The sequence below is a fragment of the Paraburkholderia elongata genome, assembly GCF_013177735.1.
Taxonomy (GTDB): Bacteria; Pseudomonadota; Gammaproteobacteria; order Burkholderiales; family Burkholderiaceae; genus Paraburkholderia; species Paraburkholderia elongata.
Genome location: NZ_WOEZ01000146.1, coordinates 1 through 20219, shown reverse-complemented (window position 1 = coordinate 20219; position 20219 = coordinate 1). Strand labels below are relative to the sequence as shown.

Genomic DNA, 20219 nt, shown 5'->3' with positions numbered 1-20219 from the left:
GGCGGGCAGGGGTCAAGCGACCCCTGCCGCGAAGGCTTCGATGAGCTTGTTTGCCGTGGATAACGGTTTAGTGGCCTGTTTTAAGCTGGGCCCAGAGGCGGTTTTCAAGCCGAAGGATGTCAGTCGGCAAGGGCTTCAACAGGGTCATCTTCTTCAGCACATCCGCCGATGGGTACACGCCCTGGTCATGCAAAACGGCCGGTGTGACGAACTGGCGTGCGGGGACATTGGCGGTCGGATAGAAAACCTCGTTGGTAATGGCCGCGTTAACTTTCGGGTCCTCGATGTAATTGATCCACGCGAGCGCCGCTTCGGAGTGCGGCGCATCCTTCGGGATCACCATCACGTCGAACCACACCAGGCCACCTTCCTTCACGTTGTCGAACTTGATCTCGTATGAACGCTTGGCTTCCACCGCACGGCGGTGCGCGATGCCGACGTCGCCCGACCAGCCGAGCGTGACGCAAATGTCGTTGTTCGCGAGGTCGTTAATGTAGCCCGACGAGTTGAACTGTGTGATGTACGGACGAACCTTCTTCAGCACTTCGAAGGCGGCCTGATAGTCGCCTGGACTGGTGCTGTTCGGGTCCTTGTGCATGTATTGAAGCGTGGCGGCGAACACGTCGACGGGCTGATCGAGGAACGACACGCCGCAACTCTTCAACTTGGAGACGTACGCCGGGTCAAGCACCAGCGCCCAACTGTCAACAGGAGCATCCGCACCCAGGGCTTTCTGCACGGCCTGCACGTTGTAGCCGATGCCGTCGGTGCCGTAGGCGTAGGGCGCACCGTACTGATTGCCCGGATCAGCCTCACTGATGATCTTCATCAACGTGGGATCCAGGTTGGCGAGATTGGGGAGTTTCGTCTTGTCGAGCTTCTGATACACGCCGGCCTGAATCTGCTTGGCCATGTAGTTCGATGTCGGTACGACGATGTCATAGCCGGAACTGCCGGCCAGCAGCTTGGCCTGCAACGTGTCGTCGCTGTCGTAGTTGTCGTACTTCACGTGGATACCGCTCTGCTTCTCGAAGTTCGGAACCGTGTCCTTGGCGATATAGTCCGACCAGTTGTACACATTCAGCTCCGTGTCGGCCGCCAGCGCCGGCGCGACCGACAGCCCGCAGAGGCTGGTGAAGGCGAGTAGCGCGGCCGCCGCGGTTGCACGGCGAAGATGACGTCCAGAATGACAAGCGCTCATGATGTTCCCCTAGTAAGAAAAGAAGCCGGTGCGAGCGTCTGTCAGTGCTCTTGCCGGACGAGACGGATGGAGCGTAGCATCGCGCATTTATTGAATAAAAATAGTTTTCCTACCTTATGGATAGTTTTTTCAGATGCAAAATCGTCTCGTTCTTCCCCGCCTACTAATGTGTGTTCACAATCTGTTCCGGCGTTCGAGCAACGGAACCTCGAAAAAGATCAGAAGGGAATGCAACTCTGGAAATGGATAGGAAAAACAGATGCAATGAAGAGCAAATTTGTTCTTTCCGGTCCCTTTTTGTTGATCGACAGTACGGCTTTAGAGCAGTAGCTGTCTCGATCATTGATACGCGTGATGGGCAGGTAGACCTGCCCATCGCCAGACCGGAGTTATTCCTTGAGTCATTCTTCAGCTGATATTCACAACTATATGGACTGGCGGCGACTGGCCGCAGAAGTTCTCCCGCGCGCGCAGGCACACATTGACGGTCGCTTCAAGGACGCTCAAAACGGCGAGACTTTCCAGGCGATCAATCCGGCGACCGAGGCGGTAATTGCCCACGTTGCATCCTGTGGCATTGCAGATGTCAACTACGCCGTTCGTGCTGCGCGTGTTTCGTTCGATGCAGGGCATTGGTCGCGTTGTCCGCCGGCCGAACGCAAGCGCGTCCTGTGCCGGTTAGGTGCAATGATTGCGTCCCACGGCGCAGAGCTTGCCCTGCTCGACTCGCTCAACATGGGCAAACGCGTGGCCGACGCATTCAATATCGACGTGCCGGCCGCAAGCAGCCTGTTCTGCTGGTATGGCGAAGCGATCGACAAAGTGAACGGCGAGGTCGCGTCGACCGATCCGGGCAATCTCGCTGTTGTCACGCGGGAGCCGCTCGGCGTGGTCGGCGCAGTCGTGCCGTGGAATTTTCCGCTCGATATGGTGGCCTGGAAAATTGCACCTGCGCTTGCAGCCGGCAATAGCGTCGTGCTGAAGCCCGCGGAGCAATCGCCGCTGTCTGCACTGCGTCTTGCCGAACTCGCGCTCGAGGCTGGACTGCCGCCGGGCGTGCTGAACGTCGTGCCCGGGTTCGGGGAAACGGCAGGACGCGCGCTCGGATTGCATCCAGACGTCGACGTCCTGGCATTTACGGGGTCGACGGCCGTCGGCAAGAAATTTCTCGAATACGCCGCGCAATCGAATATGAAGCAGGTCTGGCTCGAATGCGGCGGCAAGAGTCCGAATCTGGTTTTCGAAGACGCGGACGATCTCGATCTTGCGGCCCGCAAAGCGTGCTTCGGCATCTTCTTCAACCAGGGCGAAGTGTGCTCGGCCAATTCGCGACTGCTGGTGCATCGCTCGATCCATGATGAGTTTGTCGATCGCCTGATCACCCATTCGCTCGACTTCATGCCGGGCGACCCGCTTGATCCTGCCAGTGGCATGGGTGCAATCGTCGACCGTACGCAGTTCGACCGGGTAAAAGGATGGATCGAGCGGGGGCGCACGAGCTCGACGCTGGCGACCGGCGGCGGAACACGGCTTGTCAATGGCAAGGGATATTTCGTCGAGCCGACCATCTTTGTCGATGTGAACGCAAGCGATCCGATTGCGCGAGAGGAAATCTTTGGGCCGGTTCTGTCGGTTCTCAAATTCGACACCGAGGACGAGGCGATCGCGCTCGCCAACGATTCGATTTATGGACTCGCCGCATCGGTCTGGACGGGCGGTCTGTCACGCGCACATCGCGTAGCGTCACGCTTGCGTGCCGGCACGGTTTCCGTCAACACCGTCGACGCACTTAGCGCGCAAACCCCGTTTGGCGGTTTCCGTCAATCGGGGTTCGGCCGTGATCTGTCCTTGCATGCACTCGACAAATACACGGGGCTAAAAACGACGTGGATCAGCTACTGATCCGGCGATCCACTGCCTGAATCAAACCCGCAATGAGCCTGAGAGCACAGTCCAGGTGCAGGCGACCCGCCGCACCGGACGTGGAAGGCGAAATCCGTCCGCTACACCGCTAAGCAACAGGAACCTTGAACATGAATGCTCCTAATTTTCCGCACCGCGCCACCCGCGATTACCAACAAAGCGATGCAGCCCATCACCTGCATGCCTTCGTCGATCAGAAAGCCCTGAACAACGAAGGGGCGCGCGTGATGGTTCGAGGTGAAGGTGTCTATCTTTGGGATAACGACGGAAACCGTTACATCGACGGCATGTCCGGCCTCTGGTGCACCAACGTCGGCTACGGCCGTCAGGAACTGATCGACGCAGCGTCACGGCAAATGAAGGAACTGTCGTACTACAACATGTTCTTTCACACCACGCATCCCGCAGTGATTGAATTGTCGGAACGACTGTTCTCGCTGCTGGGCGATCGTTTTAGTCATGTCGTGTACACGAACTCTGGCTCGGAGGCGAATGAAGTACTCATTCGTACGGTCCGGCGCTACTGGGACATCATGGGCAAGCCCGGCAAGAAGGTATTGATCGGCCGAATCAATGGCTATCATGGGTCGACCGTCGGCAGCGCGTCGCTGGGTGGTATGGCCTTCATGCATGAGATGGGCGACCTTCCGATTCCGAATGTGACGCACGTCGACGAACCCTACTGGTACGCGAATGGTGGCGATCTGAGCCCCGAAGCATTCGGCAAGCAGGCCGCGTTGTCGCTCGAAAGGAAGATCCTCGAACTGGGCGCTGACCGGGTCGGCGCCTTTGTCGCCGAGCCATTTCAGGGGGCAGGCGGCATGATCTTTCCGCCGGACGGCTACTGGCAGGAGATCCAGCGCATTTGCCGTCAGTACGACGTGCTGTTGTGCGCGGACGAAGTGATTGGCGGTTTCGGGCGAACCGGAGAATGGTTCGCGCATCGGCATTTCGGCTTCGAGCCAGATCTGATCTGTATTGCGAAGGGTCTGACGTCGGGCTATGTGCCGATGGGCGGTCTGGTGATGAGCCGGCAGGTCGGCGAGGCGCTTGTCGAAAAAGGCGGTGTCTACGCGCACGGACTGACCTATTCAGGTCACCCGGTCGCGGCAGCGGTCGCGCTGGCCAATCTCGATGTCCTCGAGAAAGACCGTCTTGTCGAGCGCACGAAGAACGATACCGGTCCGTATCTGCAGAAGGCATTGCGCGATGCGTTCGCCGGTCACCCGTTGATCGGCGAGATCCAGGGCGTGGGCGCGGTGGCCGCGATACAGTTCGCGAAGAACAAGGCCACGCGCGAGCGCTTTAGCGACGAAGCCGAGTTGACCTGGCATAGCCGGACTGTCGGCTTCGAACTGGGCGCCATCGTGCGCTCGACGAACGGCCGGCTGATCGTCGCCCCGCCGCTCGTGATCGAACACGCGCAGATCGACGAACTGGTCGACAAAATGCGGCAGGCCGTCGATGCGACTGCGCAAAAGGTACTCGGCAATAGCCGTTGATCCCGTTCCGCGATCGAACACCGGCGCAATCGTGTTCTTGCGATTGCGCCGGTTCCCAGCAAAAGCCGACGGTGCAAAGACGGACCTTATCTGTTATCACGCAAGTCGATCAATGCGTGACGGGTGCGCGCCACAACTTCTGGCCACCCCACGCCTCTTTCCCGAAATAGACGAGCAGACGGATACCACGGACTGTCGTCCCGATCGAAGTGCCATCGCCAGTCGCCATACATGGGCAACATCAGCCACACGGGCTTACCCATCGCGCCCGCCAGGTTGGCTGCTGACGTATCCACGCTAATCAACAGATCCAGCGCCTCCAGCACGTTTGCCGTATCGCCAAAGGAACGAAGACAAGGTCCCAGATCATGAACATGGTCCAGGCGCGCCGAGTATTCGGCGGCCTCCGCTTCGCCCTGGCCCTTTTGCATGATGTAAAACTCAACCCCCTCCAGTTCGAACAGAGGATCGAGACAGCCAAGCGAGGGTAGTGATCTGGCGCTGTCATTCTCATGTGTCGGTGCCCCCTTGAACACCACACCGACCTTCAATGCCCTCTGGCCGCGCGGCACGACCGTCGGCGCGCTGCTGCCAGTCGCCCGCAGGTACGGCACTGCTTCCGGTAAATGATCAATGTCGAGCGCGGCCCATGCGGAAATTGCATAGGGATAGACCCAATAGTCGTGAGGCGGCAATGACTGCGCCTCCTCAACGGCGTAGATGGCCGCGGCCTCGCCCGAGGCCTTGAACAGTTCGACGAGCGGTGCCTGACACACCACCGTGACCCGCGCCGCGCCGTAGTGCGCACGAAGTATCCGCGCAAACCGGAAGAAGAAAATTTCGTCGCCGATACCGAATTCGCTCCAGATAACGATCGATTTGCCCCGAAGCGGCTCGCCGCGCCAATCCGCGTAAGCCGGCGGTTGAGCCGTTGTTCGGCGTGACCAATCCACTCCGGCAAGCAACGCTTCGCGTTGTCGGAAACCCTCGTTCAGCTTACCCAGCGCAACGAGTCCCAAGGCGCTGAAGAGCCGAGGCAGGTATTCGTTCGGAAGCCGCCGGACACAAGCCGCCCACAATGCTTCGAGTTCATGACTGTGGTCCCGGCACAGCAGCGCCAAACTCACACGATAGTAAGTTTCGAACCGGTAAGGATAAAGTCTTAGCGCCTCACGGCAATTTTGCGTGAGTACCGATTCGTTTTCCGCCGTGTTGATGGCATCGAGCACGTCGGACAGTTGCGAAACATGGCGTTTGCGCAGCACGATTTCTATCGCGCACTGCGCAGCTTCGTGCTGCAACTCGTCGAGCGGGCCGCGTCGATCGCGGTCATGCTCACGGATCAGGCAAATCCGTTCGCACGATGCTATCGGCGCGGCATCGATTGCGAGATCCAACACGTTCACCGAATCTTGCATTGCCGCGCCCGGCTCGTAGATCGTGAAGCCATGCTTATGATCGGCATCGAACCCGGTCGGCGGCACGCCGCCTTGGCCCGGGTCCCCATTCGGTACGGTCAGAATCAGATAGCCACCGGGTTTGACTAGTTCCAGCCATCTGGCGATGACCTGGCGGGGGTTCGCGAAGCGCCCAAGGCAGTGCGAGTGAACGAAATCGAAGACGTCGACCGGCGCACCATCCATATGGACCGGATCACGCTGCTCAATATCCCAGCCGACCAGTTGCTGGATAGCAGGAAAATGAGACGCAAGATCACTCTGGAAATCTGAACCTGTGCCAATGTCCAGGCCGATACCGGAGAAATAGCGGTCAACAAATTCAGGATCGTTTGCGCGCCGCAGCGCGGATTGACGTGTTTCGTTCATCTGGTTTTACGCACAAATTGATTCGAAGCCTAGCCGTTGAATGGCAGACAACCGACTTCGATCACGGGGAAAGGTAGATGATAATCGCCGGTTAGCTTGCCGCATCACAATATATGCGGCGCCTCGTATGCATGCCATGCTTCCGAGTCAAAGCGAACACAGGCTTTCGCTACGAACGCACCGTAACAGCCTCAGGCGGATTCAGGATCCCGATATGTATCCGCCGTTACGTTTTGTCACCAGAACACCGTCAACTGCTGTCTCCCGGCCAACGTTAAACCGGCAGCGCTGAAAAATTTCAGCCGCGACACAAGAAACAACCGGTTAAACCAGGAGTTACATCATGAAGACGCTTTTCGCTGCTCTCGCTTTCGCTCTCGTCGTGTCGACCGCATTCGCACAAACCGCAGCGCCGTCGGCCGCACAACCCGCGCAAACGCAACCCGCCGGTCAGGCGAATCTGAAGGCGAGCACCGCCGTGCAAACCAGCGCCACGGACGAAGGCACGGCGACGACGAAAGCGCCGACGAAGGCCGCTACGAAGGCGCATGTGAAAAAGGCTTCCGCCAGCCACACGGCAAAGGCCCATAAAGCCACCAAGAAGACCGCTGTCGACACAAGCGCAAGCAAGGCAAAAACGGAGAGCGCGAAAGAGGCCAGCACTGCCCCGGTGAAAGCCGACGGCGCAAAAACCGACACGACGAAAACGCAATAACACGTGATCGGCTTTCGGCACGCACCGGCCACGCATGCGTAGTTAATCGAAGCCGAATTGTGCCGTTCAGGGAGGGCGAGTCTGATGACTCGCCTTTTTTTATGGGCGCGTCGCATGGACCTGGTTGAAGCCCACGCAAAGTTTATTTGCAAGCCCTGCCCCAGGTTCAATTCGAGCGACTTGTCGATCCCGCATGATTTTTTCAGCAGACACCCTAATTTTTGCACCGCGTTTACCCGCGGAAGTCTAATCTCGAACTGTCTTGATCAACCATGGCGTCAACGAACGCCGCATAAAATGGCTCTCACGCAATCAATCAACAGCTTCGAAACGCGGCCGCTCAGCGCGCCGCCGGTCCAACGCAACAATGTCATTCCCTTCCCCGCGGCCCGCGCCCGCTTGCAGGTAACCCTGCCCCACCCCGCGCACGATCTTCCTGGCACCCAGCTCCGCACACTGCTTCATTCTCCGCTCGGCGTGTATGTGGTCAGCACGGAGGCCGTACGCGAAGAAGTACGCGTGCAACTCGACATTGCGCTCGACGACCTCGATTTCACCTTGCATACGCTGATCTCGACACTCCCCGCAGCACTGATCGGACCACTGAAGCGCCGCCATGCCGTCGCAAAGGCGCGCTAATCATGTTCTCCGGTATCTGGTTGCCCATCGTTACACCGTTGCGTAATGGCGAAGTCGACGTCGATGCGTTGCAGCGCCTCGCGGACTACTACCTGCGCACGGAGATCAGCGGTTTTGTCGCCTTGAGCACGACGGGCGAAGCCGCTTTGTTACAGGAATCCGAACGCCTCACCGTGTTGCAGGCGCTGACCGATGTGATCGGCTCCCGTCTGCCGATGCTGATCGGCGTCGGCGGCTCCAATACGCGCGACGTCCTGCACGATATTCAGCGCTATGAGCGCTGGGACAGCGCGGGTTACCTGGTGTCTCCACCGTCCTATGTATGTCCGGATCAGGCTGGCGTGCAATGGCATTTTGAACAGGCCGCACTCGCCACCGAGCGCCCTATTGTTCTGTACAACGTGCCGCACCGGACCGGCGTGACGATCGCGCCGGACACGGTTGCGCGCCTGGTCGAGTACGGCAACATCGTCGCGATCAAGGAATGCGTCAAGGAACACTTCAGCAAGCTGCGCGGCCTGCCGATCAACGTGCTATGCGGCACCGACGAAGCATTCGACGACTGCCTGAACAACGGCGGCACAGGCGGCATTCTGGCAAGCGCACATGTTTGCACGGACCTGCTGGTTGCAGTACAGGAATTGATCCGGGCCGATCGCAACGCGGACGCGCGCAATCTGTTCGCCTGCTTGCTGCCCGTGTTGCGTTTGCTGTTCGCCGCGCCCAATCCGTCCGCGATCAAGGCGCTGCTGGCATTCGATCATTCAATGACCGACGAAACGCGTATGCCGATCACGCGGGCTTCGGCACAACTCGTCGAGCGCCTGAGCACCGCGCGCGACCGGTTGCAAGACCTGCGCGCCGAGTTTGCTGGGGCGATGAGCTAAAGAGCTAACGCAAGAACAAGAAGGTCCGAGGAAGAATGCGTCACGAATGAGTTCATCATTCGTGGCGCAAACTTGCGTCCAGGCGCTGCATGCGCAGCACGACACGCCGCGCGTAACCGCGGCCGCCGCCGCTGTAGCGAAGCAGCGCGGCGTCGAGATCGCCGCCACTCTCATCGAGGTAGCCGCGCAAAATGGTCGAGCCGATCCGCACATTGATCGCCGGATCGGACAGGTCGGTTGTGCCCGCAATCAATTGCGGATGCGCGGCGGGCAAGACCTGCATGAGCCCGCGCGCGCCTGCGATGCTGACCGCATGGCGATCGAAACTCGACTCGACCGACATCACGGCAAGCAGCAATACCGGCGAGATGGCGTGGCGGTCGGCTTCGATCAACACCGCGCGCGCGATCTTCATGGATTCCAATGGCGCAACGCGAAACTGCGCGCGCAGCATGGCGGTGATATCGCTGAGCGCCGGCAAGCCGGTGTCAGGCGTTGCCTCGCTCGCGGTAATCGGAGCGGCCAACGCTAACGCCGACTGCGCGTCGGCGGCATGCGATGCCGCGGCGAGCGAAAAAACGATCGCCGCGAGCATGACCTTCAGGCCGACTCTCGGGTGAAGTTCTCTTTGTGTTTGCACACCATCCAGAGCGCTATTTCCATGCATAGGTTCGCTTCCTGACCGGGGGTGCATCGACCTTACCGGGCTTGGTGTAGCGAATCGCCAAAGAAATAGGGGTGCGCCGTAAAATGCTTATAAAGATGCGTTGTCACGCGGGACCTCAGCGCGACTTACATGCACCTTTTGCGCGGCTTGCTGGGAATTCAGTTCGATCCATCCACTGCCGGATTCAGATCAGCTAGCGCGCTGAGCTTTTGCACATCGGCGATTTCGATTTCCGCATAGCCCAGCTTCAACGCGCCCTGCGTTTCGAACTGCTTGAGTACCTGATTGATCGTCTGCCGCGACAAAGCCAGCATCATCGCGAGGTCCTCCTGCGGCACTTTGAGTACACGCCGCAATGCGCCGGATTCGCCGTAGCCGCCTGCCATCAACAACAAACGGCGCGCCACGCGCTGCGCGGCGGGAAGCAAAGCGGCTTCTTCAATGGCATGGAAAGCAAGGCGCAGCTTTTGCGTCAACAGCAAACCGAAGACATGCCAGTACTCGGGCATGCGTTCGAGCAGAGCGGCAAGCGCGGCGCGCGGCACATGAAACAGCTCGGAATCGCGTTCGGCGTACGCATCATGGGTTCGCGGGCGGTTATCGAACAGCGCGATCTCACCGAACCAGTTGACCGGCTCGATGACCGCAAGCAGGGCTTCCTTGCCTGCCGAACTCGCCGCGCCGATTCGCACCAGACCGTCGAGCACGCAATAGAGGCCGTCGTCGGAATCACCACGCGTAAAGAGCCGTTCACCGGCCGCGAGGCGCTCGACACGCCCCGCCTGGATCAACTGCGCCTGCATGGCAGCCGGTGCCGAGCGAAACCACGCGCTGCGCTCGAGCAGCGTGGCAAGCTCATTCGATGAAAAACTCGTAGTCATAGGACAGCATCCGTGCCCGATTGTCGGCTACCCGATGGTTTCAAATTCCGCTGCCCGCGATTATGCTGACTTTGATCGAGGAGCGGCATCCATGAGAACGCTGACGCAACAGCTTACGCAATACGCGGCCTACCATCGTGACCGGCGCAATATCGCTACGCATTTCATCGGCATTCCGATGATCGTGCTGGCGCTGGCGGTGTTGTTGAGCCGGCCCGTTTTCAGCTTCAGCGCACTGCCATTTGCGTTGCCATTTACCTTATCGCCCGCGTGGGTGCTGTTCGTCGCGGCGACCGTCTATTACCTCGTGCTCGACGTGCCGCTCGGTGTGATGATGGCCATGGTATCGGTATTGTGCGTCGCATGCGGACAATGGCTCGCCGCGCAAGCTACGCTCCCCTGGCTCGCCTCGGGCATCGGACTCTTCGTGGTCGGCTGGGTGTTTCAGTTCATCGGCCACGTGGCATACGAACATCGCAAGCCGGCATTTGTCGACGATGTGATCGGTCTGCTGATCGGGCCGCTATTCGTCCTCGCTGAGGCGTTGTTCGGTTTTGGCTGGCGGCCGACGCTGCGCGAAGCGATCGAGGCGGAGGTCGGCCCGACGCGTATCAATGCGGATCGCGCAGCTTATTAGCGCGGGGCAAGCCGAACGAGCCGCACGCCATGCAATGCCGTCAGCGCGACCGCAATCCAGATCGGAATATACGTGGCTAACTGTGCGGCGCTGAGCGTCTCGCCGAGCAACGTGATCGAGACAAACACGAGCAACACCGGCTCGACATACCCGAGGATGCCGAACAATGCGACCGGCAATAAACGGCTCGCCTTCAGATACGAAGCCAGCGCAATGGTGCTGAGCGCGCCGAGCCCTGGCAACAGCAAGCACCACATGTCGATACGGCCGCCGATCATCGCCAGCGACCCGCCGATGACGACGAACACAGCCGCCGCCGGCAGCAGCAGCGCCATTTCCACCGTGAACATGGCCAGCGAATCCTGATTGATTCTGCGGCGCAGCACGAAATACGGCGGATAGCCGAGTGCGACGAGCAAGGTGGGCCACGAAAAGGCACCCGTCATCCACAGTTCATGCGCGACACCCAAAGCGGCGCAGATAACAGCGAGCCACTGCAGACCGTCGAGACTCTCGTGATAGTAGAAGCGCCCCACCAGCACCATCACGAGCGGCAGCAGAAAATAGCCGAGCGAGACTTCAAGCATGCGCCCATGCAGCGGCGCCCACAGAAACACCCACAGCTGCGCGCCCAGCAAAACCGCGCTGACGACCATCGCCATGCCGAGCTTCGGCTTCGTCACCATGCGGTAAAGAAGTTGCCGAAGAATGGGCAGGCGTTTGCGCAGCACGATCAGCAATAGAGCGCCGGGGACGGTCCACACGATACGCCACGCGAAAATGTCGAGGCCGCTCAACGGAGCAAGCAGCTTGGCGTAAGCAGACAGTAAAGCAAACATCGCCGACGCGCCGACCGACAACGCAATCCCGCGCTTTGGGTCATACTGGTTCATTGCGCGGCCCATGGCGCAATCGCTTTGGTGTGCGGTGCCGGTGCGCTAGCAGAAGCAGATGCGGGTGTGTGCGGCGCAGCATTCGGCTGCGCGCCTCGAGTTGTTGTCATTAGAGGTGAAGTCTCACAAGCTGGCCGTGCGGCTGACGGTGCGTATCAAGCGCTGCGTTTTTATCTTCGATATGCGATGCAAGCGGGCATTCTAGACGCGTTCCCGGCCAACGTGCCCGCTCGTTCCTTGCAGTAAGCAGCAATTTTTCCCGTGCGCATCGAGCGCCGATGCACTAGAACATAACTTCACGCGCGCCTCGCGAATCCGAAACTGCAACGCTGGCGATTTCCCGTGCAGTTGCTCAAGCGCGAATCTTGCTACGAAGTCTGGCGACACCGTTTGTAACGTCATCCGAGACATCCTGGATATCCGTCGCAACGGTCCGCCGTCATTTGCAACCGTCTTCTGCAGCATCAACGAGCCGGGCCGGCAAAGGCAGTCCACGCGGACCGAACCAGCCCTTCTCTCCCGCGGCATGCATCAACTGCGTTTCACCACTCATGCCGCCGCCCGGCCCGCAATCCCGCTCATCGAATGTGACTACTGGAGCCAGCATGACCCAGCCAGCCCTCTCGCACGACGCATCACCCGATCTATTCCGCGCTACCTTCGCCGCCGAAGTACGCGCCGGACTTACGCACACGCCGCAGAAAGAACTGCCGTCGAAGTATCTGTATGACGAAGTAGGCTCCGCGCTGTTCGAAGTGATCACCGTACTGCCTGAATACGGCGTGACACGCGCCGAGGAGCGGCTGCTCGCGAAGCACGCGGCGGACATCGTCGCGCATCTGCCGCACGACGTGACCGTCGCCGAACTCGGCAGCGGCAGCGGCCGCAAAACGCGGCGCATTCTTGAAGCACTGTGTAAAAAGCGCCCCACTTCTTACTTCCCAATTGAAATTTCGCGCAGCGCGCTGCAGTTGTGCAGGCGCGAACTCGGCGACATCGAACGGATCTCGATCGTCGGTTATGAACGTGATTACTTGGCCGGGTTGGCCGAAGTGAGCAAGAACCGCGCGGCGGACGAACGCTTACTCGTGCTGTTTCTTGGCAGTACGATCGGTAATTTCGGCAGACTCGCGGCGACGCGTTTTCTGCGCGATATCCGCAACATGCTTGCGCCGGGCGACACGCTGCTGCTCGGCACGGATCTGATCAAGCCGACGCCGGTGCTCGTGGCCGCCTACGACGATGCGATCGGTGTGACCGCATCGTTCAATCTGAATCTGCTGGCGCGCGTCAATCGCGAGCTCGACGGCGATTTTCCGCTCGATGCATTCGAGCACGTCGCGCGCTTCAATCCGGATGCGCGCAGCATCGAGATGCATCTACGTGCGAAGCGCGATGTCACCGCGCATGTGGGCGCCGCGCAATTGACGGTCTCGCTCAAAGCCGGCGAAACAATCTGGACCGAGAGCAGCCACAAATATCGCGCCGACGAGATGCCCGCGATCGCCGACGATGCCGGCTTCGTGTGCAGCCATCAGTGGATCGAAGATGGATGGGGGTTCGCGGAGAGCCTGCTGGTAGCGAGTTGAGCGCGCTTGGCCGCTGAGGAGCGGCCGGGCAAACACGGCAAGGCGGAGCGCCATGGGCGTGATGGAGCGCCGCATTTTCTTTTGCATGAAGCCGCTCAGTGCTGTTCGAAACGCTCGTAACGCTTTTCCGTCACGCGCTCTTCGCCGGCCACTTCGGTCACGCGCGCCGCCGGCGGCCCGTGACGCAGCCACGACAGCATCCGGTCGACCTGGTTGGCCGAGCCTTGCAACATGGCTTCGACGGAGCCGTCGTCGCGATTCGCCACCCATCCCTTGATACCGAGCGCGTGGGCCTGCCGCACGGTGGCGTGGCGAAAGCCTACGCCCTGCACGGTGCCGCGCACCCGCACGTAATACGTTTCGATCCGCTGATCCAGATCCGGGGCCATGCCGTCCTCTCCTCTGTCGACCCGGAGTTAGCGCTTTGGCTGTCGACTAGAGTTGGCGCTTTAGCGCTTACTCTAGTCCCATGCAAAGCACTTACTCCGGTCCCATGCAACGCAAATCTTTCAAGCCGGCATTCTAGTCGCGTCGCGACGAGATTGCTCGGCGATATCGCAGCTCGCCCGCGCGCCTGAGCCGTCCGGCGCGACACACGGTCCGCGCGACACGTACAATCCGTCGACTGTCACGCAGGGAATGAAAGAGAATGACCGAACAGAATCGCGATCTCGTGCTCGTGACCGGCGCATCCGGCTTCGTCGGCTCGGCGGTGGCGCGCATCGCGCAGCAGAAGGGTTTCAAGGTGCGCGTGCTGGTGCGCGCCACCAGTCCGCGCAAAAACGTCGAGGCGCTGGATGCGGAAATCGTCGTCGGCGATATGCGCGACGAAGCGTCGATGCGCAACGCGCTGCGCGGCGTGCGCTATCTGCTGCACGTGGCCGCCGACTATCGCCTGTGGGCGCCGGACCCGAGCGAAATCGAACGCTCGAATCTCGAAGGCACCGAGGCGACCATGCGCGCGGCGCTGAAGGAAGGGGTCGAACGCATCGTCTACACGAGCAGCGTGGCAACGCTGAAAGTCACCAGTTCCGGTCAGTCCGCGGACGAGACCTCGCCGCTCAAAGCCGACCAGGCGATCGGCGTATACAAGCGCAGCAAAGTGCTGGCCGAACGCGCGGTGGAGCGAATGATCGCCGAAGACGGCCTGCCGGCGGTAATCGTCAATCCGTCCACGCCAATTGGTCCGCGCGACGTCAAGCCGACGCCGACCGGGCGCATCATCGTCGAAGCGGCGCTCGGCAAGATTCCCGCGTTCGTCGATACGGGGCTGAACCTCGTGCACGTGGATGACGTGGCCGCCGGCCATTTTCTTGCGCTCGAACGCGGCAAGATCGGCGAACGCTACATTCTCGGCGGCGAAAATCTGCCGCTGCAACAAATGCTCGCGGATATCGCTGCGCTGACCGGCCGCAAGGCGCCGACGCTGAGTTTGCCGCGCTGGCCGCTTTATCCGCTCGCCGCGGGCGCCGAAGCGGTCGCCAAGATCACGAAGCGCGAACCGTTCCTCACCGTCGACGGGTTGAAAATGTCGAAGAATAAGATGTACTTCACGTCGGCGAAGGCGGAACGCGAGCTCGGCTATCGCGCGCGACCTTATCGCGAAGGCTTGAGCGATGCGATCGAATGGTTCAGGCAAGCCGGGTATTTGAAGCCCTGATCAAGCCCTGACGCGGGCACGATAGTCAGTGGCGGGCCGCGCAAGCGGCATCACCCAGTGCGTGCAGGCCACGCCGCGCCGAACGCGCCGGCGTGGTCTGCACGCACTTTGTTACAACGTCACTTTGTTTGCGACAGGTAAAAGCCTACGCGCAGCAGGTAAAATCGTGGGTCTTACCAGAGAAACCTCGCATGAATCTTCACGAACAGCTCGGCGCGCTGGAAATGGGCGTCGATCAGCTCATCCAGGCTGTCGTGGCCCCGCGGGCCGAAAACATCCCCGAGACATCCGCAGAGAACGCAGCGCAGCAAGCGCCGGTGGCGAATCACGTCTCGTCCGCCGTCTCGTCCGTATCGCAAACGCAAGACGTTGCGCCTGAAGCAGCGGCGGTCGCGATAGAAGCAGCAGCGGCACCGGAAGCGGCACCTGCGCCTGGCGAAGAGCCGGGTGCCAAGTTGCAGCCCACGCTCGAAATCAATCGCCCCGCGCAGAACGAGATCACGATGACCATCGGCGGTCAGACGGTCGCGCTGCGTGCTGAGCAGATCGGGCAACTGATCGAGGAATTGTCGAACGCGCGCGCCTCGATGACGCCGGAACCGCCGCCGGGCATCCCGCCGGGCTGGCGCTTCGTCTCGACGAAAAATCCCGTCATGGCCGTGCAGAAACAGTCGAACGGCGACCGGCTGCTGGTGATGCGCCATACCGGCCACGGCTGGGTGCCGTTCACGTTCTCGCCCGACATGGTGATCCAGATGTACATGATGCTCACCAAGGGCTGATGTAAAGGTCGATGTAAAAAAACGGCGCCTGAGAGCCAGCCCTTTCAAGGTCTTTGCGCGACAAACCTGGTAACCTGGCGACCTGTTCAAGGACGACGGGTACGAAGGGATGTTTGACGAGGTGATGAAGCGTTTCGAGCAGCAGGCACCGGTATGCGTGATGGCACGCCTGGCACTGCAGAGAGCCATCGCACCGCAATGGGTCGACGAGGTGTTTGCCGAGCACCGGCAACGGCAATATCCACGGGAATTGCTGTTCTCGACGGTGGTGGAACTCATGACGCTGGTGTCGCTAGGGCTGAGCCCGTCGCTGCACGCTGCGGCGACGCAGACGAAGCACCTGCCGGTGTCACTGGCCGCGCTGTACGAGAAGGTCAACCGCACCGAACCCGCGATCCTGCGTGCCCTGGTACAGGGAAGCGCACAGCGTCTGGAGCCAGTGCTGGCGGCATGGCCATGCCCGGCCAGCCTACCCGGCTGGCGTGTGCGTGTGCTTGACGGCAATCACCTGGCGGCCAGTGAGAAACGGCTGGCGGCGCTGCGCGAACAGCGGGGCGCAGCGTTACCCGCGCAGGCCCTGGTCGTCTACGAGCCGGATCTGGGACTGGTGACCGATCTGATCGCAATCGAGGACGCACACGCGCAGGAGCGCTCGGCCATGGCACCGCTGATTGAATGTGCCGGCCCGGGCGAGCTGTGGCTGGCCGACCGGAATTTCTGCACCAGCACAATCCTGCTGGGCTGGCATCAGGCGCAGGCCAGCTTCATCGTGCGCGAACATGGGCGCAACAGACCGCCGCTTGCCAGTAGTGGGCCATGGGTGGACGCTGAGCGCATCGAGACCGGACAGGTACGTGAGCAACTCATTGACCTGAAGTCCGGGCTGCAGGGCTGGCGGCGCATCGAACTGCAGCTGGAGCAGCCCACCGAGGCGGGCGACACGGTGATCCGGCTGTGGAGCAATCTGCCTGCCGCGGTGGGCGCACACGAGATCGCCCGACTATATCGCAAGCGCTGGCGTATCGAAGGCATGTTCCAGCGACTCGAGTCGGTCCTGCAAAGCGAGATCCGCACCCTGGGTCATCCACGGGCCGCGCTGCTGGGTTTTACCGTCGCGGTGCTGGCGTACAACGTGCTGGCCACGCTCAAGCGCGGTGTTGAAACTGCCCATGCTGCAGCCGATGAAACCGGTGCAGCGCCACCGGAGGTCTCCACGTATTACCTTGCCGTGCAGATTCGCAGCCACTATGAGGGCATGCTCATCGCGCTGCCGCCCAACGAATGGTCGCACTGGCGCGATGCCTCGCCCGATGTGATTGCCGGCAAACTGTTCGAGCTGGCCCGCTGCGTCGATCCGGCTCAGGTACGTACACGCAGGCGTGGCCCCAAGACCCGCAAACCCGCACCCTATGTCGAAGGCGCGGTAGCCCGTGCCCATCACAGTACCGCCCGCCTGCTTAAACGCGCCAAAGGCGAAACATCTTGATCAAGACCTTGAAAGGGCTGCGCCTGAGAGCGCCGTTTTTCTTTTCGTCCGACAAATCGCGAGGCGCGCGTCTCAGCGCTCCTGCACCGGCGCCTGCACCCGCGCCTTCCATTGCCCGCCCTTGCCGCGCCAGTAGCGCACCGCCGACGCGAACGTCGCGCCGACATAGAACAACGCCACCAGCGGCAGAAACGGAGCCCACAGCGGTGAGCGGCGGTAATAGCTGAGCATCGGCGCATACGCGCAGCACATGAGCGCCCAGGCAAGCCACGCGGGCGAGCCTTGGGGACCGAGCATCAGCGCAGCCACCGGCGGGATCAGGTAGATGATCGTCATGCCCAACAGCGTGCCCGCCAGCAGCAGCGGCGAGTAACGCAACTGCGTAAAGGCCGTGCGCGCGATCATGTTCCAGATTTCACGCCAGCTATCGTAGGGACGCAGCGACACGCTGCGCGCCGCCACATCCAGACGGATCGGATGACGCCCGGTGCCGCGATGCTTGATGCGCGCGGCGAGGCTGCAATCGTCGATCAGCTCGGCGCGAATCGACTCGATGCCGCCCGCTTCTTCGAGCGCGCTGCGCCGGACCAGCATGCAGCCGCCTGCGGCCGCGGCCGTGCGGTTGCGCGGGTTGTTGACCCACGAGAACGGATACAGCTTGGCGAAGAAGAACACGAAGGCCGGAATCAGCGCCTTCTCCCAGAACGAATCGCAGCGCAGACGGACCATGAGCGAGACGAGGTCGCGCTTCTCCGCATCCGCACGGGCGACGAGTTGCGCGACGGCGTCGACGGGATGGCCGATGTCCGCGTCGGTGAGCAGCAGGAAATCGGCCGGCAGGCCGAGCGTGCGCACCGCCTCGATTCCTTGCGACTGCGCCCACACCTTGCCGGACCAGCCCGGCGGCAGCGGCTTCGCGCTCAGCACCGTCAGGCGATCCGGGCATTGCAGTTGCAACGCGGCCGCGCGGGCGGCGTCGGCGGTGCCGTCAGTGCTGTGGTCGTCAACGACGATGACGTGGAATTCGCCCGGATAGTCCTGCTCCAGCAGGGTGGTGACCGCTTCTGCGATCACATCGACTTCATTGCGTGCCGGCACGACGGCGGCCACCGCAGGCCACGCTTCACGCGGTTCGAGCGTGAGCGGCGTAGCCGGACGCGCCCGCCAGAAACCGCCGCGCGCGAACAGCAACACGCACCAGATCAGCAGGGAAAGACACGAAAGAAGAAACAGAACCACCGCCATTAAGCGTTACCCTCGAGTGAACCCGCTTGCACGCCGACGCGCCGCGACAGGCGCATCACCACAGTGCGTACCGCGACGACGCACCAGTCAAAAGTATTGAGCACCGGCCGCTCGCGAAACACGTCGTAGCCGGCCTTTTCGATCCGCTCGAGGATGCGCAGGCCGCCGTGGATGGCGCCGCACAGCTCGATACCCAGCCGCCCGGGAATCCGCAACGCGAGCGGCGCGCCGCGTACCAGCGTGGCCCGGACGAATGATATTTCGTAGGCCATCAGCTTCGCCCAGGCATCGTCGACGACGCCTCTCGCGATGTGCGCCTCGGTCACGTTAAAGCGCCGCAGATCCGCGAGGGGCAGGTATACGCGGTCTTTCTTCCAGTCGGCGGCAACGTCCTGCCAGAAGCTGATCAGTTGCGAAGCCGTGCAGATCGCATCGGCGTCGGCGAGATTCTCCGGCGTGGCGGCGCCCACCAGATGCAGCATCAGCTGCCCGATCGGGCTAGCCGAGTGGCGGCAATAGTCGAGCAAGGCGGACCGGTCCGCGTAACGGCGGGTGTCGATGTCCTGACCGCAAGCGTGGAGCAGATCGTAGAACGGCGCGAGCGGCAGCTTACACTGCGCAATCACGCCGGCGAGCTTGCCGAACAGGAGCGGGTGCACCGGCGCCGCGCGCCGCTCGGCTACAGCGTCGAGGCCGGCGCGGAAGTCGGCGAGGCGGGCATGCCGCTCGGCCGGGCTCCAGTCGCCTTCATCTGCGATGTCGGCGGCGGTACGCACAACCTGATAGATAATGCCGATAGGCGCGCGCAGCGCCTTGGGCAGCAACACGCTCGCGACCGGAAAATTTTCGTAGTGATCGACGTCCATCCAGCGAGCCTCGAAACCATTCTGTAATGCGGCCGCTAACGTGCGCCGCAGGACCACGTAGTTTAAGGGTTCCGCCAAACCGGTGCAGCGTGTAATCATTGCCACCCGAGCATTGCCACCTGCGCATTGCCGCACGCGCCATGGAGGCGGCGCCGGACGGCGAGCCCACGGCGCGGCGGCGGCCCAACACCTTGGCGGGCGTGCCAGAGCAAAGCCGGCCTGATAGCGTTAGAATGCGCGTTTGGTTTTGCTGTACCGGCTTGTTGCCGGGGCTCAAGACGTCAACTAAATAGATGGTCGCGGCGATAAAGTCAAAGTTACCGACTTCTTCGAAACCCGCGTCAGTCGGAGTTCGCCAATTTATGCGAGTCATCCTTGCTCAGCCCCGCGGCTTTTGTGCGGGTGTTGTTCGTGCCATCGAGATCGTCGATCGCGCGTTACAGCAACACGGCGCGCCCGTGTATGTTCGCCACGAGATTGTTCACAATCGCCACGTGGTGGACAACCTGCGCCAGAAAGGCGCGCGCTTTGTCGAAGAACTCGATGAGGTGCCGCATGGCGCCGTGGCGATTTTCAGCGCACATGGTGTCGCGCAGACTGTCGAGCGCGACGCGGAACAGCGCGGCCTCGACGTGCTCGACGCGACCTGCCCGCTCGTGACCAAGGTTCACGTGCAAGGGCGCCAATATGTGGCTGCCGGTCGTACGCTGATCCTGATCGGCCACGCGGGCCATCCGGAAGTGGAAGGCACGATTGGCCAGATTCCGGGAAAGGTGCTGCTGGTGCAGAGCGAGGCCGAAGTCGCGCATCTGGACCTGCC

Annotated in this window: 19 protein-coding genes and 1 pseudogene; 12 read left to right on the top strand and 8 right to left on the bottom strand. The window is 61.4% G+C overall.

Going from position 1 to position 20219, the window contains the following annotated elements; all coding sequences use genetic code 11:
• Positions 1-67: 67 nt before the first annotated feature.
• Positions 68-1201, bottom strand: a complete 1134-nt coding sequence (locus GNZ13_RS26430; protein WP_172169950.1) for a polyamine ABC transporter substrate-binding protein — start codon at positions 1199-1201, stop codon at positions 68-70.
• A gap of 66 nt (positions 1202-1267) precedes the next feature.
• Between GNZ13_RS26430 and GNZ13_RS26425 the strand changes: the two genes are divergently transcribed.
• The 3 genes from GNZ13_RS26425 (at position 1268) to GNZ13_RS26415 (ending at position 4626) form a co-directional block, all read left to right on the top strand.
• On the top strand, positions 1268-1531 hold the full coding sequence (locus GNZ13_RS26425) for a hypothetical protein (protein ID WP_172169947.1): 264 nt from the start codon (positions 1268-1270) through the stop codon (positions 1529-1531).
• Between the two features lie 99 nt (positions 1532-1630).
• On the top strand, positions 1631-3103 hold the full coding sequence (locus tag GNZ13_RS26420) for an aldehyde dehydrogenase (RefSeq protein ID WP_172169953.1): 1473 nt from the start codon (positions 1631-1633) through the stop codon (positions 3101-3103).
• A gap of 131 nt (positions 3104-3234) precedes the next feature.
• Positions 3235-4626 carry an aspartate aminotransferase family protein gene (locus tag GNZ13_RS26415; RefSeq protein ID WP_172169944.1) on the top strand — a complete coding sequence of 464 codons (1392 nt, stop codon included), beginning with the start codon at positions 3235-3237 and terminating at the stop codon, positions 4624-4626.
• 86 nt (positions 4627-4712) lie between these two features.
• Here the strand turns inward: GNZ13_RS26415 and GNZ13_RS26410 are convergent, their stop codons facing one another.
• The gene (locus GNZ13_RS26410; protein ID WP_172169999.1) at positions 4713-6452 is read right to left on the bottom strand and encodes a methyltransferase domain-containing protein; all 1740 of its coding nucleotides are present in this window, start codon (positions 6450-6452) and stop codon (positions 4713-4715) included.
• A 343-nt stretch (positions 6453-6795) separates the two neighbouring features.
• On the opposite strand from GNZ13_RS26410, the gene GNZ13_RS26405 reads away from it, so the two are divergent.
• The 3 genes from GNZ13_RS26405 (at position 6796) to GNZ13_RS26395 (ending at position 8693) form a co-directional block, all read left to right on the top strand.
• Positions 6796-7167 carry a hypothetical protein gene (locus tag GNZ13_RS26405; protein WP_172169996.1) on the top strand — a complete coding sequence of 124 codons (372 nt, stop codon included), beginning with the start codon at positions 6796-6798 and terminating at the stop codon, positions 7165-7167.
• A 297-nt stretch (positions 7168-7464) separates the two neighbouring features.
• A complete protein-coding gene (locus GNZ13_RS26400) occupies positions 7465-7806 on the top strand; it encodes a hypothetical protein (protein WP_172169993.1) in 342 nt (113 codons plus the stop codon).
• A gap of 2 nt (positions 7807-7808) precedes the next feature.
• Positions 7809-8693, top strand: coding sequence for a 4-hydroxy-tetrahydrodipicolinate synthase family protein (locus GNZ13_RS26395; protein WP_172169990.1), 885 nt, complete (start codon positions 7809-7811; stop codon positions 8691-8693).
• A 55-nt stretch (positions 8694-8748) separates the two neighbouring features.
• Here GNZ13_RS26395 and GNZ13_RS26390 read toward each other — a convergent pair whose 3' ends face one another.
• Both GNZ13_RS26390 and GNZ13_RS26385 read right to left on the bottom strand, forming a co-directional pair.
• Entirely contained in the window at positions 8749-9360 is a 612-nt protein-coding gene (locus tag GNZ13_RS26390; RefSeq protein ID WP_172169987.1) for a lytic transglycosylase domain-containing protein, read from the bottom strand.
• 158 nt (positions 9361-9518) lie between these two features.
• Positions 9519-10241: a Crp/Fnr family transcriptional regulator gene (locus tag GNZ13_RS26385; RefSeq protein WP_172169984.1), complete on the bottom strand. Its 723-nt coding sequence runs from the start codon at positions 10239-10241 to the stop codon at positions 9519-9521.
• 91 nt (positions 10242-10332) lie between these two features.
• Between GNZ13_RS26385 and GNZ13_RS26380 the strand changes: the two genes are divergently transcribed.
• Positions 10333-10878: an Mpo1 family 2-hydroxy fatty acid dioxygenase gene (locus GNZ13_RS26380; protein WP_172169981.1), complete on the top strand. Its 546-nt coding sequence runs from the start codon at positions 10333-10335 to the stop codon at positions 10876-10878.
• Here GNZ13_RS26380 and rarD read toward each other — a convergent pair.
• Positions 10875-11771, bottom strand: coding sequence for an EamA family transporter RarD (rarD, locus tag GNZ13_RS26375; protein ID WP_172169978.1), 897 nt, complete (start codon positions 11769-11771; stop codon positions 10875-10877). The two genes, GNZ13_RS26380 and rarD, sit on opposite strands and share 4 nt — an antisense overlap.
• A 605-nt stretch (positions 11772-12376) precedes the next feature.
• Here rarD and egtD point away from each other — a divergent pair.
• On the top strand, positions 12377-13360 hold the full coding sequence (gene egtD / locus GNZ13_RS26370) for an L-histidine N(alpha)-methyltransferase (RefSeq protein WP_172169975.1): 984 nt from the start codon (positions 12377-12379) through the stop codon (positions 13358-13360).
• A gap of 95 nt (positions 13361-13455) precedes the next feature.
• On the opposite strand, the gene GNZ13_RS26365 is transcribed toward egtD, so the two are convergent.
• Positions 13456-13749, bottom strand: coding sequence for an acylphosphatase (locus tag GNZ13_RS26365; protein ID WP_172169972.1), 294 nt, complete (start codon positions 13747-13749; stop codon positions 13456-13458).
• 260 nt (positions 13750-14009) lie between these two features.
• On the opposite strand from GNZ13_RS26365, the gene hpnA reads away from it, so the two are divergent.
• From hpnA to GNZ13_RS26350, 3 genes are all read left to right on the top strand, one after another.
• A complete protein-coding gene (hpnA, locus tag GNZ13_RS26360) occupies positions 14010-15020 on the top strand; it encodes a hopanoid-associated sugar epimerase (RefSeq protein ID WP_172169969.1) in 1011 nt (336 codons plus the stop codon).
• A 191-nt stretch (positions 15021-15211) separates the two neighbouring features.
• On the top strand, positions 15212-15802 hold the full coding sequence (locus GNZ13_RS26355) for a hypothetical protein (protein WP_172169966.1): 591 nt from the start codon (positions 15212-15214) through the stop codon (positions 15800-15802).
• Between the two features lie 160 nt (positions 15803-15962).
• On the top strand, positions 15963-17288 hold the full coding sequence (locus GNZ13_RS26350) for an IS4 family transposase (RefSeq protein WP_172170175.1): 1326 nt from the start codon (positions 15963-15965) through the stop codon (positions 17286-17288).
• Positions 17289-17360: 72 nt separating this feature from the next.
• On the opposite strand, the gene GNZ13_RS26345 is transcribed toward GNZ13_RS26350, so the two are convergent.
• Positions 17361-18533, bottom strand: a complete 1173-nt coding sequence (locus GNZ13_RS26345; protein ID WP_172169963.1) for a glycosyltransferase — start codon at positions 18531-18533, stop codon at positions 17361-17363.
• Positions 18533-19399 carry a squalene synthase HpnC gene (hpnC, locus tag GNZ13_RS26340; RefSeq protein ID WP_172169960.1) on the bottom strand — a complete coding sequence of 289 codons (867 nt, stop codon included), beginning with the start codon at positions 19397-19399 and terminating at the stop codon, positions 18533-18535. Before hpnC ends, GNZ13_RS26345 begins: the two co-directional genes overlap by 1 nt.
• 362 nt (positions 19400-19761) lie before the next feature.
• Here hpnC and GNZ13_RS26335 point away from each other — a divergent pair.
• Positions 19762-20219, top strand: a pseudogene (locus GNZ13_RS26335) (4-hydroxy-3-methylbut-2-enyl diphosphate reductase); the annotation flags it as partial.

Excerpts from the sequence above, each read along its gene's own strand:
- GNZ13_RS26410 (WP_172169999.1), bottom strand. The coding sequence starts at position 6,452 with ATGAACGAAACACGTCAATCCGCGCTGCGGCGCGCAAACGATCCTGAA.
- GNZ13_RS26415 (WP_172169944.1), top strand. The coding sequence starts at position 3,235 with ATGAATGCTCCTAATTTTCCGCACCGCGCCACCCGCGATTACCAACAA.
- GNZ13_RS26405 (WP_172169996.1), top strand. The coding sequence starts at position 6,796 with ATGAAGACGCTTTTCGCTGCTCTCGCTTTCGCTCTCGTCGTGTCGACC.
- GNZ13_RS26425 (WP_172169947.1), top strand. The coding sequence starts at position 1,268 with ATGGAGCGTAGCATCGCGCATTTATTGAATAAAAATAGTTTTCCTACC.
- GNZ13_RS26345 (WP_172169963.1), bottom strand. The coding sequence starts at position 18,533 with ATGGCGGTGGTTCTGTTTCTTCTTTCGTGTCTTTCCCTGCTGATCTGG.
- GNZ13_RS26385 (WP_172169984.1), bottom strand. The coding sequence starts at position 10,241 with ATGACTACGAGTTTTTCATCGAATGAGCTTGCCACGCTGCTCGAGCGC.
- GNZ13_RS26355 (WP_172169966.1), top strand. The coding sequence starts at position 15,212 with ATGAATCTTCACGAACAGCTCGGCGCGCTGGAAATGGGCGTCGATCAG.
- rarD (WP_172169978.1), bottom strand. The coding sequence starts at position 11,771 with ATGAACCAGTATGACCCAAAGCGCGGGATTGCGTTGTCGGTCGGCGCG.
- GNZ13_RS26420 (WP_172169953.1), top strand. The coding sequence starts at position 1,631 with ATGGACTGGCGGCGACTGGCCGCAGAAGTTCTCCCGCGCGCGCAGGCA.
- GNZ13_RS26350 (WP_172170175.1), top strand. The coding sequence starts at position 15,963 with ATGGCACGCCTGGCACTGCAGAGAGCCATCGCACCGCAATGGGTCGAC.
- GNZ13_RS26390 (WP_172169987.1), bottom strand. The coding sequence starts at position 9,360 with ATGCATGGAAATAGCGCTCTGGATGGTGTGCAAACACAAAGAGAACTT.
- egtD (WP_172169975.1), top strand. The coding sequence starts at position 12,377 with ATGACCCAGCCAGCCCTCTCGCACGACGCATCACCCGATCTATTCCGC.
- GNZ13_RS26430 (WP_172169950.1), bottom strand. The coding sequence starts at position 1,201 with ATGAGCGCTTGTCATTCTGGACGTCATCTTCGCCGTGCAACCGCGGCG.
- hpnA (WP_172169969.1), top strand. The coding sequence starts at position 14,010 with ATGACCGAACAGAATCGCGATCTCGTGCTCGTGACCGGCGCATCCGGC.
- GNZ13_RS26380 (WP_172169981.1), top strand. The coding sequence starts at position 10,333 with ATGAGAACGCTGACGCAACAGCTTACGCAATACGCGGCCTACCATCGT.
- hpnC (WP_172169960.1), bottom strand. The coding sequence starts at position 19,399 with ATGGACGTCGATCACTACGAAAATTTTCCGGTCGCGAGCGTGTTGCTG.
- GNZ13_RS26395 (WP_172169990.1), top strand. The coding sequence starts at position 7,809 with ATGTTCTCCGGTATCTGGTTGCCCATCGTTACACCGTTGCGTAATGGC.
- GNZ13_RS26365 (WP_172169972.1), bottom strand. The coding sequence starts at position 13,749 with ATGGCCCCGGATCTGGATCAGCGGATCGAAACGTATTACGTGCGGGTG.
- GNZ13_RS26400 (WP_172169993.1), top strand. The coding sequence starts at position 7,465 with ATGGCTCTCACGCAATCAATCAACAGCTTCGAAACGCGGCCGCTCAGC.